11 protein-coding genes and 1 tRNA gene are annotated in these 12,735 nt (G+C 69.8%); all 12 read left to right on the top strand.

What is annotated here, in order from left to right; genetic code table 11:
- The coding region (locus F5972_RS07860; protein WP_191909992.1) for a substrate-binding domain-containing protein at positions 1-230 on the top strand (230 nt) is incomplete at its 5' end.
- A 414-nt stretch (positions 231-644) separates the two neighbouring features.
- Positions 645-1,634 carry a LacI family DNA-binding transcriptional regulator gene (locus F5972_RS07855; RefSeq protein ID WP_150932696.1) on the top strand — a complete coding sequence of 330 codons (990 nt, stop codon included), beginning with the start codon at positions 645-647 and terminating at the stop codon, positions 1,632-1,634.
- A 79-nt stretch (positions 1,635-1,713) separates the two neighbouring features.
- Positions 1,714-2,712, top strand: a complete 999-nt coding sequence (locus F5972_RS07850) for an ABC transporter substrate-binding protein (protein WP_225311251.1) — start codon at positions 1,714-1,716, stop codon at positions 2,710-2,712.
- Positions 2,713-2,800: 88 nt separating this feature from the next.
- Positions 2,801-4,312 (top strand): sugar ABC transporter ATP-binding protein, encoded by a 1,512-nt coding sequence (locus tag F5972_RS07845; RefSeq protein WP_150932497.1) that lies wholly within the window; start codon positions 2,801-2,803, stop codon positions 4,310-4,312.
- A complete protein-coding gene (locus F5972_RS07840; protein ID WP_150932495.1) occupies positions 4,309-5,355 on the top strand; it encodes an ABC transporter permease in 1,047 nt (348 codons plus the stop codon). The genes F5972_RS07845 and F5972_RS07840 overlap by 4 nt, the downstream gene beginning before the upstream one ends.
- The gene (gene yjfF / locus F5972_RS07835; RefSeq protein ID WP_150932493.1) at positions 5,352-6,338 is read left to right on the top strand and encodes a galactofuranose ABC transporter, permease protein YjfF; all 987 of its coding nucleotides are present in this window, start codon (positions 5,352-5,354) and stop codon (positions 6,336-6,338) included. Before F5972_RS07840 ends, yjfF begins: the two co-directional genes overlap by 4 nt.
- A gap of 50 nt (positions 6,339-6,388) precedes the next feature.
- The gene (araB, locus tag F5972_RS07830) at positions 6,389-8,038 is read left to right on the top strand and encodes a ribulokinase (protein WP_150932491.1); all 1,650 of its coding nucleotides are present in this window, start codon (positions 6,389-6,391) and stop codon (positions 8,036-8,038) included.
- Complete coding sequence (locus F5972_RS07825; protein WP_150932489.1) at positions 8,035-8,694, top strand: L-ribulose-5-phosphate 4-epimerase; 660 nt, start codon at positions 8,035-8,037, stop codon at positions 8,692-8,694. The genes araB and F5972_RS07825 overlap by 4 nt, the downstream gene beginning before the upstream one ends.
- On the top strand, positions 8,691-10,172 hold the full coding sequence (gene araA, locus F5972_RS07820; protein ID WP_150932487.1) for an L-arabinose isomerase: 1,482 nt from the start codon (positions 8,691-8,693) through the stop codon (positions 10,170-10,172). Before F5972_RS07825 ends, araA begins: the two co-directional genes overlap by 4 nt.
- Before the next feature lie 103 nt (positions 10,173-10,275).
- Positions 10,276-10,348: transfer RNA gene (locus F5972_RS07815), tRNA-Ala, on the top strand.
- Positions 10,349-10,611: 263 nt separating this feature from the next.
- The gene (locus tag F5972_RS07810) at positions 10,612-11,229 is read left to right on the top strand and encodes a class I SAM-dependent methyltransferase (protein ID WP_225311250.1); all 618 of its coding nucleotides are present in this window, start codon (positions 10,612-10,614) and stop codon (positions 11,227-11,229) included.
- Between the two features lie 39 nt (positions 11,230-11,268).
- A complete protein-coding gene (locus F5972_RS07805) occupies positions 11,269-12,726 on the top strand; it encodes an ATP-binding SpoIIE family protein phosphatase (protein WP_150932484.1) in 1,458 nt (485 codons plus the stop codon).
- Positions 12,727-12,735 lie beyond the last annotated feature (9 nt).

Genomic DNA, 12,735 nt, shown 5'->3' with positions numbered 1-12,735 from the left:
GGCGGGTGCCCGAGGACGTGAGCGTGGTGGGGTTCGACGACGTGCCGGAGGCGGCGTACTTCTGGCCGCCGCTGACCACCGTGCGGCAGGACTTCGGCGAGCTCGGCCGCCAGGCGTTCCGCCTCCTGCTGCACCGCATCGCGGACCGCGACGTCGGCCCGGCGCGCCTGGTGCAGCCCGAGCTCGTGGTCAGGGAGAGCACGGCCGCCGCTCGACCGGCCTCGGCGTAGCCGGGGAGATGCGTCGGCGATCGGGGCGATGATTTCGGGCACGCGTGGGGTGCCGGCCGCTCCGGTGCGCACCACCGCGGCTTTGGACCGCTCCGCCGCCACTCCAAGCGATCACCGTCGGTGCAGGCGAGGCTGGTGAACAGGCGTTTCCGGTCACGCTATGCGCTCCTCGGGCAGTTCTGTTAACGATAACACAGCGTCCCGGCCCGTGGGTGAGCGTTAACAGCCGAGATTAGGTCAACAGTTAAAGCTGATGTGGCACATCCGTCAATATGGTGTTACCAGGATGTTTCGGCGTAACCGGACCGTGACCGGCGCCCTCCTTGACGCAGGGTTGTGTTAACGCTCACAGTTCTTGCCAAGCAGTTGAGAGGAGCGACCGTGGGACCCAGCGTCGAGCGCCGCCCGCCCGTCATGGCCGACGTGGCCAGGCTGGCCGGAGTGTCGCACCAGACGGTCTCGCGGGTGCTCAATGATCATCCGAACGTCCGCGCCGAGACCCGCACCCGGGTCATGCGGGCCATCGACCAGCTCGGATACCGCCGCAACCTCGTCGCCCGGGCACTGGTCACCAAGCACTCGCGCACGCTGGGCGTCGTCAGCTTCGACACGACGCTGTACGGCCCGGCGAGCACGGTATACGGAATCGAGCAGGCCGCAAGGGACGCGGGCTACTTCGTGAGCATCGTGAGCCTGCGGACCATCGACAGGGCCGGCGTGAACGACGCGATCGGCTACCTCGCCGAGCAGGGCGTCGACGGCATCGTCGTCGTCGCTCCGCAGCGATCGGCGGCCCGTGCGCTCGACGACCTGCCGGCGGGCATGCCCGCCGTGGCCGTCGAGGGCTGGCATCAGGGCGACGTCTCCGTGGTGAGCGTCGACCAGGTCGAGGGAGCCAGGCTGGCGACCTCGCACCTGCTCGGCCTCGGCCACGAGACCGTCTGGCATGTCAGCGGCCCCCCCGACTGGCTGGAGGCCGAAGGGCGATGCGAGGGCTGGCGCGCGGTGCTGACCGAGGCGGGGCGCCGCGTACCCGACCTGCTGACCGGGGACTGGAGTCCTCGATCGGGCTACCAGGCCGGGAAGCACCTCGCCGCGATGGTCGGCGACGTCACCGCGGTGTTCGTCGCCAACGACCAGATGGCGCTCGGCCTGCTGCGCGCGTTCACGGAGGAGGGGGTGAAGGTCCCCGAGCAGATCAGCATCGTGGGCTTCGACGACATCCCTGAGTCGGAGTTCTTCTCCCCACCGCTCACCACCATAAGACAGGACTTCGGGGCCGTCGGCAGGCGCAGCATCGACGTGCTGCTCCGGCAGATCGAGTCGAGCGAGTCGTTGCCCCATGAACGGCTCGTGGTGCCTCCCCAGTTCGTACGAAGGGGAAGCACGACCGGCGTGCGCTAGCCGTACGGAAATCAACCAAATGATCAGCGCTGACCACCTGACCTGTGTTAGCGCTAACAGCGATGAAAGGATCCCCCCAGTGTTGAAGAGGATCTCGGCACTGATCCTGGCGGGCGTCACCGCCCTGACGATGGCCGGATGCAGCGGTGGCGGCGACGGCGACTCGTCGGCCGGCAACGGCTCGTCCGGCGGTGGCGACGACAAGATCGTAATGGGCTTTTCCCAGGTCGGCGCGGAGAGTGGCTGGCGTACCGCCAACACCAAGTCCGTGCAGGAGTCGGCCAAGGAGGCCGGCATCGACCTGAAGTTCTCCGACGCCCAGCAGAAGCAGGAGAACCAGATCAAGGCCATCCGCTCCTACATCCAGCAGAAGGTCGACGTGATCGCCTTCTCGCCGGTCGTGGAGTCGGGCTGGGACACCGTGCTCAAGGAAGCCCAGAACGCGAAGATTCCGGTCATCCTGACCGACCGGGCCGTGGATTCCAAGGACACCAGCCTGTACAAGACCTTCCTCGGCTCCGACTTCGTCGAGGAGGGCAAGAAGGCCGGCCAGTGGCTGGTCGACGAGTACAAGGACAGCAAGGACACGGTGAACATCGTCGAGCTGCAGGGCACCACCGGCTCGGCGCCCGCGAACGACCGCAAGGCGGGCTTCTCGGAGATCATCTCGGCCGACCCGAAGTTCAAGGTCATCGCTTCGCAGAGCGGCGACTTCACCCGCGCCAAGGGCAAGGAGGTCATGGAGGCCTTCCTCAAGTCCAACCCCAAGATCGACGTGCTCTACGCGCACAACGACGACATGGGCCTCGGCGCCATCGAGGCGATCGAGGGCGCGGGCAAGGTCCCGGGCAAGGACATCAAGATCATCACCGTTGACGCGGTGCACGACGGCATGCAGGCCCTCGCCGACGGAAAGATCAACTACATCGTCGAGTGCTCCCCGCTGCTTGGCCCCCAGCTGATGGACCTCGCGAAGAAGGTCGTCAAGGGCGAGCAGGTTCCGCCGCGCGTGGTGACCGAGGAGACCACCTTCACCCAGGAGCAGGCCAAGGAGGCCCTGCCCAACCGCAAGTACTGATCGTAAGCACTGGTTTCCTCACCGGGCCGCCTCTTCCCGGGGCGGCCCGGTGCCGCGACAGTGATGAGGACGAGAGAGGGGCTCCGCTATGGCCGCGCCCGCGCCGATCCTGCGGATGAGCGGGATCGGCAAGCAGTTCCCCGGCGTCAAGGCGCTGGACGACGTCGACTTCCGGCTGTTGCCGGGAGAGGTGCACGCCCTGATGGGCGAGAACGGCGCCGGCAAGTCGACGCTCATCAAGGTGCTGACCGGCGTCTACGACATCGACGCCGGCGAGATCGAGCTGGAGGGAAGGCGGGTCGCCTTCTCCAGCCCGCTGGCCGCCCAGCAGGCAGGCATCAGCACCGTCTACCAGGAGGTCAACCTCTGCGCCAACCTCTCGGTGGCGGAGAACATCTTCATCGGCCGTGAGCCGCGCCGGCTCGGCCGGATCCAGTGGAAGAAGATGCGCCGCCGGGCGGAGGAGATCCTCTCCCGCCTCGACCTCGACCTCGACGTGTCGGCGCCGCTGTCGTCGTACTCGCTGGCCATCCAGCAGATGGTCGCGATCGCGCGGGCGGTGGACATCGACGCGAAGGTGCTCATCCTGGACGAGCCCACCTCCAGCCTGGACGCGGGGGAGGTCGCCCAGCTCTTCCGGGTGATGCGCCGGCTCAAGGAGCAGGGCATCGCGATCCTGTTCGTCTCGCACTTCCTCGACCAGATCTACGAGATCTCCGACCGCATGACGATCCTGCGCAACGGCACGCTCGTGGGGGAGTACCTCACCTCCGAGCTGAGCCAGGTCGAGCTGGTCGGCAAGATGATCGGCCGCGAGCTGGCCGACCTGGAGAAGCTCGAGGGCCGCCCGCCCGCCCGTGAGGGCGCGCCGCTGGTCGAGACCGAGCTGCTGGGCCGGACCGGGGCGATCGAGCCGTTCACGCTCACCATCCACGAGGGTGAGGTCGTCGGCCTGGCCGGGCTGCTCGGCTCGGGCCGTACGGAGATCGCCCGGCTGCTGTTCGGCGCCGACCACGCGGGCACCGGCGCACTGAAGATCGACGGCCAGGCGGTCAGCCTGCGCACACCCCGGTCGGCGGTCGCCCGCAAGATCGCCTTCTGCTCGGAGAACCGGCGGGCCGAGGGGCTCATCCCCGACCTCACGGTCCGGGAGAACATCATCCTGGCGCTGCAGGCGGCGCGGGGCTGGACCAGGCCCATCCCGCGGCGCAGGCAGGACGAGCTGGTCGAGAAGTACATCTCCGCGCTGAACATCCGCCCGGCCAATCCCGAGCAGCTCGTCAGGAACCTGAGCGGCGGCAACCAGCAGAAGGTGCTGCTGGCCCGCTGGCTGATCCTGGAGCCCCGCCTGCTCATCCTCGACGAGCCCACCCGGGGCATCGACGTCGGCGCCAAGGCGGAGATCCAGCGCCTGGTCGCCGAGCTGTCGGACGGCGGGATGGCCGTGCTGTTCATCTCCGCCGAGCTGGAGGAGGTGCTGCGGCTCAGCCACAAGGTCGGCGTGCTGCGCGACCGCCGGCTGGTCGCCGAACTGGACAACGACGAGGGCCTCACCACCGACAGACTCACGGAGACGATCGCGAGCGGAGCCATCTCATGACGCGGTTCCTCAGACACCGGCTGTTCTGGCCCGTTGCCATCCTGGTCGCCCTGCTGGCGCTCAACCTCGTCTTCACCGACAACTTCTTCCGGGTGCAGATGAAGGACGGCCACCTCTACGGCAGCCTCATCGACATCGTCCGCTTCGGCGCTCCGCTGATCCTCGTCTCGCTCGGCATGACGCTCGTCATCGCCACCAGCGGCATCGACCTGTCGGTGGGCTCGGTCGTGGCCATCGCCGGCGCACTGGCCTGTCTGCGGATCAGCGACCTGGGCGACCAGAACTCGATCGGCGGGGTCCTCGGAGCGGTCGGGATCGCGCTGGCGCTCTCGGTGGCGCTCGGCGTGTGGAACGGCCTCCTGGTCGCGGGCATCGGCATCCAGCCAATCATCGCCACGCTGATCCTGATGGTCGCCGGGCGCGGGCTGGCCCAGCTCATCACCGACGGCCAGATCACCACGGTCAACAGCTCGCCGTACAAGCTGATCGGCGGCGGCTACTGGCTCACGCTGCCGTTCTCGATCATCATCGTGGCGGTCGTGCTCGCGCTCACCGCGTTCCTCACCCGGCGCCTCGCGCTGGGCCTGCTCATCGAGTCGGTCGGCGGCAACGCCGAGGCGAGCCGCCTGTCGGGCATCAGCGCCCGCGGCGTGCTCATCACGGTGTACACGTTCTGCGCGCTGTGCGCGGGCATCGCCGGGCTGATGATCAGCTCGAACGTCTCCAGCGCCGACGGCAACAACGCCGGCCTGTGGATCGAGCTCGACGCCATCCTCGCCGTCGTGATCGGCGGCACGTCCCTGGCGGGCGGCCGCTTCTCGCTCGGCGGCACGGTGCTCGGCGCGCTCATCATCCAGACGCTGACCACCACCATCTACTCGATCGGCGTCCCGCCGGAGACCACGCTGCTGTTCAAGGCGCTCGTGGTGACGATCGTCTGCCTGCTGCAGTCCCCGGCCTTCCGCGAGAAGGTGTTCCACCGCCGCAGGCGCCCGCAGGCGCCGAGCCCGGTGACCGAAGAGAAGGTGAGGGTCTCGGCATGACGAGTGTGACCGGTCTGCTGGACCTCCGCCGCACGGTCCCGCAGAAGTACATCCCCGTCATGGTGACGGCGGGCCTGTTCGTCGCGATGTTCGTCGCGGGCGGCATCCGCTACGAGGGCTTCGCCACCGGGCAGATCGTCCTCAACGTCTTCATCGACAACGCCTTCCTGCTGGTGGTCGCGGTCGGGATGACGTTCGTGATCCTCACCGGGGGCATCGACCTGTCCGTCGGATCGGTGGTCGGGCTCTCCACGATGGTCAGCGCCAGCCTGCTGAAGGACGGCTGGCCGGCCTTCGGGGTCATGGCCCTGGTGCTGGTGATCGGCGCGGTGCTCGGCCTGGGCATGGGCGCGATCATCCACTACTTCGAGATCCAGCCGTTCATCGTGACGCTCGCCGGGATGTTCCTCGCCCGGGGCCTGTGCTACACGATCAGCACCGACTCGATCCCGATCGAGAACGCGACGTTCACGGCGATCGCCCAGACGCGGGTCGACCTCGGCGGCGACATGTGGGTCTCGCCGAGCGTGCTGATCGCGCTCGTGGTCGTGCTGGCCGCGGCGTACGTGCTGCACTACACCCGGCTGGGGCGCAACGTGTACGCCACGGGAGGCAGCGAGCAGTCGGCCCTGCTGATGGGCCTCCCGGTGGCCCGGACGAAGATCGCCGTCTACACCGTCAGCGGGTTCTGTTCGGCGCTCGGCGGCCTGCTGTTCGCCTTCTACTCACTGTCGGGATACGGGCTGAGCGCCGTCGGGATGGAGCTGGACGCGATCGCCGCGGTCGTCATCGGCGGCACGCTGCTCACCGGCGGCAGCGGCTACCTGCTCGGCACCGTGCTCGGTGTGCTCGTGCTCGGCCTGATCCAGACGATCATCAGTTTCGAGGGCACGCTGAGCTCGTGGTGGACCAAGATCTTCATCGGCCTGCTGCTGTTCGCCTTCATCCTGCTGCAGCGGCTGATCACCGCCAGGCGCAGATAGCGCGGGCGGGTCCGGGTCCCCCTCTCCCTTCTCCCTGGTTTGGAGTGCTTGTGAGCGCTAACAGCGAGCGTTACGTCATCGGCGTCGACTACGGCACACTGTCCGGCCGTGCCGTGGTGGTGCGGGTGAGCGACGGCGAGGAAGTGGGCGGCGCCGTCCACGAGTACGCCCATCGGGTGATCGAGGAGGCGCTGCCGGGCTCGGGGGTCCGCCTCGGGCCCGACTGGGCGCTGCAGTCGCCGGCGGACTGGATCGACGTGCTGCGGCACGCGGTGCCGAAGGCCCTGGCCGCCGCGCAGGTCCCGGCCGAGCGGGTGGTCGGCATCGGCACCGACTTCACCGCCTGCACGATCCTGCCCGTCACCGCCGACGGCCACCCGCTGTGCGAGCGCTTCCCCGAGCGGCCGCACGCCTGGCCGAAGCTCTGGAAGCACCACGCGGCCCAGCCCCACGCCGACCGGATCAACGCCCTGGCCGCCGAGCGCGGCGAGCCGTGGCTGCCGCGGTACGGCGGCAAGATCTCCTCGGAGTGGCAGTTCGCCAAGGGCCTGCAACTGCTGGAGGAGGACCCGGAGCTCTACGGCCTCGCCGACCGGTGGATCGAGGCGGCCGACTGGATCATCTGGCAGCTCGCCGGCGTGGAGACCCGCAACGTCTGCACCGCCGGATACAAGGGGATCTTCCAGGACGGCGCCTACCCGTCGGAGGACTTCCTGGCCGCGCTCAATCCCGGCTTCGCGGGCTTCGCCGGGAAGCTGGGCGCCGACCTCGCGCCGCTCGGCGGCCTCGCCGGCCGGCTGACCGCGCGGGCGGCCGAGTGGACCGGGCTGCCCGAGGGGATCGCCGTCGCGGTCGGCAACGTCGACGCCCACGTCACCGCGGCCGCGGCCGACGCCGTGCGGCCGGGTCAGATGGTCGCCATCATGGGCACCTCCACCTGCCACGTCATGTGCTCCGACCAGCTCGCCGAGGTGCCCGGCATGTGCGGGGTCGTGCGCGACGGCATCGTCCCCGGGCTGTGGGGCTACGAGGCGGGCCAGTCCGCGGTCGGTGACATCTTCGCCTGGTTCGTGGACAACTGCGTGCCCGCGTCGTACGCCGAGCGGGCCGCGGAGGCGGGGCTCGGGCTGCACGAGTACCTGACCTCGCTCGCGGACGGGCAGAAGGTCGGGCAGCACGGGCTGGTCGCGCTCGACTGGCACGGCGGCAACCGTTCGGTCCTGGTCGACCACACCCTGTCGGGGGTCGTCGTCGGGCAGACGCTCGCCACCCGCCCCGAGGACGTCTACCGCGCGCTCATCGAGGCCACCGCGTACGGCGCCCGCACGATCGTGGAGACCTTCGAGGCCGCCGGGGTGCCGGTCGAGGAGTTCGTGGTCGCCGGCGGCCTGCTGAAGAACCGGTTCCTCATGCAGATCTACGCCGACGTGCTGCGCCGCCCGCTGTCGGTGATCGGCTCCGACCAGGGACCGGCGCTGGGCTCGGCGATCCACGCCGCCGTCGCCGCCGGGGACTACCCCGACATCACCGCCGCCGCGGCGGCGATGGGCAAGCGCGAGACCGCGGTGTACGCGCCCGACAAGGAGCGTGCGGACGCCTACGACCGGCTGTACGCCGAGTACCGGAGGCTGCACGACCACTTCGCGGACGGTGATCTCCTGCACCGGCTCCGCGCGATCAGGAACGAGGCCAGTGCATGATCGAAGAACTGCGCAGGACCGTGTGCCGGCTCCACGCCGAGCTGGTGCGGTACGGCCTGGTGGTGTGGACGGCGGGCAACGTCTCGGGCCGGGTGCCCGGGGAGGACCTGTTCGTCATCAAGCCGAGCGGCGTGTCGTACGACGACCTGACGCCCGAGTCGATCGTGGTGTGCGACCTGGACGGCAATCTCGTCGAGGGCGACCTCGCGCCCTCCAGCGACACGGCCGCGCACGCCTACGTCTACCGGCACATGCCGGAGGTGAACGGCGTCGTGCACACGCACTCCACGTACGCCTCGGCCTGGTCGGCCCGCGGGGAGGCGATCCCGTGCGTGCTCACCGCCATGGCCGACGAGTTCGGCGGCGAGATCCCCGTCGGGCCGTTCGCGCTGATCGGGGGCGACGACATCGGCAAGGGGATCGTGGAGACCTTGACAGGTCACCGTTCCCGTGCGGTGCTGATGCAGAACCACGGAGTGTTCACCATCGGGGAGTCGCCGAAGGCGGCGGTCAAGGCCGCCGTCATGTGCGAGGACGTCGCCCGCACCGTCCACCTCTCCCGCCAGCTCGGTGAGCCGCTGCCGATCGCCCCCGGCGACGTCGACAGCTTGTACGACCGCTATCAGAACGTCTACGGACAGAGGAGTCACCTGTGAGGTTTTGGTTCCTGACCGGCAGCCAGGGCCTGTACGGCGAGGACACGCTGCGGCAGGTGGCCGAGCAGTCCCAGCGCATCGCCGAGACCCTCGGCGAGGGGCTGCCGTTCGAGCTCGAGTGGCGGCCCGTGCTCACCGACGCGGCGGCGATCCGCCGGGTGTGCCTGGAGGCGAACGCCGACGACGAGTGCATCGGCCTGATCGCGTGGATGCACACGTTCTCCCCGGCCAAGATGTGGATCGCCGGCCTGGACGCGCTGCGCAAGCCGCTGCTGCACCTGCACACGCAGGCCAACGTGGAGCTGCCGTGGAGCTCCATCGACATGGACTTCATGAACCTCAACCAGGCCGCGCACGGCGACCGCGAGTTCGGCTACATCCAGTCCCGGCTGGGTGTGCCGCGCAAGACCGTCGCCGGGCACGTCAGCGACCCCGCGGTGGTGGCGCGGATCGGCACCTGGGCGCGGGCGGCGGCCGGCCGGGCCGAGGTCGGCTCGCTGCGCCTGGCCCGCTTCGGCGACAACATGCGCGACGTGGCGGTGACCGAGGGCGACAAGGTCGAGGCGCAGCTGCGGTTCGGGGTGTCGGTGAACACCTACGGCGTCAACGAGCTGGTCGAGGCCGTCGACGCCGCCTCGGACGCCGACGTCTCCGCCCTGGTCAAGGAGTATGACGACCTCTACCGGATGGCGCCGGAGCTGCGCGTGGGCGGCGACCGGCACGAGTCGCTGCGCTACGCGGCGCGCATCGAGCTGGGCCTGCGCCACTTCCTGGAGGGCGGCGACTTCAAGGCCTTCACCACCAACTTCGAGGACCTCGGCGGGCTGCGCCAGCTTCCCGGCCTGGCCGTGCAGCGGCTGATGGCCGACGGCTACGGCTTCGGCGGCGAGGGCGACTGGAAGACGTCGGTGCTGCTCCGCACGCTCAAGGTGATGTCGGCGGGCCTGCCCGGCGGCACCTCCTTCATGGAGGACTACACCTATCACCTCACCCCCGGCGAGGAGGTCATCCTCGGCGCGCACATGCTGGAGGTCTGCCCGACGATCGCGTCGGACACCCCCTCCTGCGAGATCCACCCGCTCGGCATCGGCGGGCGCGAGGACCCGGTCCGGCTCGTGTTCGACGCCGAGCCCGGCTCCGCCGTGGTGGTCGGCCTGTCCGACATGGGGGACCGGTTCCGGCTGGTGGCCAACGAGATCGACGTGGTAGCCCCGCCCGAGCCGCTGCCGGCCCTGCCGGTCGCGCGGGCCGTCTGGCGGCCCCGGCCCGACCTGCGCACCTCCGCCGAGTCCTGGATCACCGCGGGCGCCCCGCACCACACCGTCCTGTCGTCGGCCGTCGGGGCGGAGGAGCTCACCGACTTCGCCGACATGCTCGGCGTCGAACTGCTCGTCATCGACGAGGCGACCACTCCCCGGCAGTTCGCGAAGGAACTGCGGTGGAACCAGGCCTACTACCGGCTCGCGCAGGGATTCTGACGTCCGCACGGGCCCTTCCCGCTTCCCAGGGGCTTCCCGGGGAGGGGCCCGTCCGCCGGTTACCCGGCTCAGCGCGGACTCCTATACACTGGCTGCGTCGCACGGGGCTATAGCGCAGCTGGTAGCGCACCTCCATGGCATGGAGGGGGTCTGGGGTTCGAGTCCCCATAGCTCCACAGACAGGATCGCCGAGGGGCGGTCGGACGCGTTTCCCGCGGTCCGGCCGCCCTTCGTCGTCGTTCCCCCGGGCCGACGGCCTAAGGGTTGACAATGATCATTGACTCGGATTCCCGGCGAAAAGCCTAAATAGCTTCGGTATGTCTTGACTTGATCGGGCGAAGCCCCCTATCTAGAAGAAAGCAAATACAGCTGATCACCAATGGCGGCCATGATGACAATCGAGTCAGGACCGGACAATCCGCGTCGGGAGTACCGAGCTATGCAGGCCGAGGCGTTCAATCGCATCGGCGCCCGGTACGACGAGGCGTTCCCACACAAGGAGGGACAGGTCGCCGCCGGTGAATGGTTGATCAAGCAGCTCCAGCCGGGAGCGCGGGTCCTCGACGTGGGCTGCGGCACCGGCGCTCCCACCGCTCAGCAGTTCGCCGAGGCGGGCTGCGAGGTCACCGGCATCGACATCTCCCCGGTCATGCTCGACCTGGCCAGGAAGAACGTGCCGGTCGGCACGTTCTTCGAGACCGACGTGCTCGACCTCGACGCCTCGCTCGGCACGTTCGACGCCGTGACGGCCTTCTTCAGCCTGCTCATGCTGCCCCGGCCCCAGATCGAGCGGGCGCTCGGCCGGATCCACGCCGTGCTCGCGCCCGGCGGCCTGTTCTCGCTGAGCATGGTGGAGATCGACCTCGACGACGTGCCCTTCCAGTTCCTCGGCGCGCCGGTGCGGGTGACGGGGTATCTGCGCGACGAGTTGCGCGAGATCGTCGAGGCCGCGGGATTCACCGTGCTGTCGGAGAACCACATCTCGTACGCGCCGGCGACCACGCAGGCGCCGCCGGAGATCCAGCTCTTCGTCAACTGCCGGCGTGACCATCGCTGAACGGCCGAATCCGTGTGGGGAGACGGTGAGCCGTCGACCATGCTGCACGACGTCAGCGCGATCGCCCGGGCCGTGGGCGACAGCCCCGGCCCGGAGGAGGCGACCAGGGCCCTGTGCGAGGCGGCGGTGCCGGGGCTGGCCGACGCCGCCGCCGTCTACGTGGACGGCGCCGTCTGGCACCGGGTCGATCCCGGCGACCGGCTCCCCTCGCGGTGGACGGGCCACGAAACCGGTGAGGAGGCCGGTGAGACCGCCCTGCTCGACGGGCGCCTGCTCGCCGTGCCGCTCCGGGCGTACGGGACGGTCGTGGGCTGCGCGCTGCTGGCGCGCGACGCCGGGCGGCCGCCCTTCGGCCCGGCGGACCTGTTCGCCGCGGGACAGATCGCCGTGCCCGCCGCACTCACGATCTTCCACGGCCGGCGGGACCGCCGCCAGGTCGAGATCGTCGAGACGCTGGAGCGTGACATGCGCCCGGGCGCCCCGCCCGACCTGCCCGGGCTGGAGATCTCCTACCGGTACCGGCCGGCGGCCGAGCGGGTGGGCGGCGACTGGTACGACGTGATCCCCCTGCCGGGCAGCAGGGTGGCCCTGGTCGTCGGCGACGTGATGGGCCACGGGCCGGCCGCCGCGGCCGTGATGGGCCGGCTGCGCACGGTCGTGCAGACCCTGGCCGCGCTCGACCTCCCGGCCGAGCAGGTGCTCCACTCGCTGGACGAGGTGGCGCAGCGGCTGGCCGAGCAGACCATCACGACCTGCGTCTACTGCGTGTACGACCCGGTGCTGCGCCGGTGCACGATCGCGAGCGCGGGCCATCTGCCGCCGATCCTCCTGGGCGCGGACGGCCGGGCGGAGGTGCTGTCGCCGCCCCGGTGCCCGCCGATCGGCGGGCTGGGCCGCACCCCGTTCGAGACGATGGAGATCGCGGCGGAGGACGGCAGCATGCTCGTCCTCTACACCGACGGGCTCGTGGAGGAACGCGGGGAGGACATCGGCCAGAAGGTGGAGGACCTGCGCCGCCGGCTCTCGGACGGCACCTCGATCGAGGACCTGACCGACGCCGTGCTGTCGGCCGCCCGGGCCGACGACGTCACCATGCTGGCCATCCGCTTCCGCGGCATCCCGAGCGAGCACGTCGCCCAGTGGATGATGGAGCCCCAGCCGATGACGCCGTCGCGTGTCCGCGGCCTGGTCCGCCGTACGCTCGACGCGTGGGGTCTCGCGTCGATGACCTCCGTGGCCGAGTTGCTCGTGTCGGAGCTCGTCACCAACGCCGTACGGCAGACGTCGCGGCCCATCACGATCAGGCTGCTGCGCACCGACCACCTGCTGTGCGAGGTCAGCGACGACAACCACCGTCTGCCGGTGCAGCGGGAGCCCGGGCTGCTCGACGAGGACGGCAGGGGGCTCTACCTCGTCGGCCAGCTCGCCGGGCGCTGGGGGACGAGCCGGGTCGCGGGAGGCAAGACCGTGTGGTTCTCGATGCCGATCCCAGGCTGACGGGATCTC

It is taken from the genome of Microbispora cellulosiformans (assembly GCF_008728085.1).
Lineage (GTDB): Bacteria > Actinomycetota > Actinomycetes > Streptosporangiales > Streptosporangiaceae > Microbispora > Microbispora amethystogenes.
Note: the sequence above shows the minus strand (reverse complement) of the source record. Positions and strands in the feature narration are given on the sequence as shown.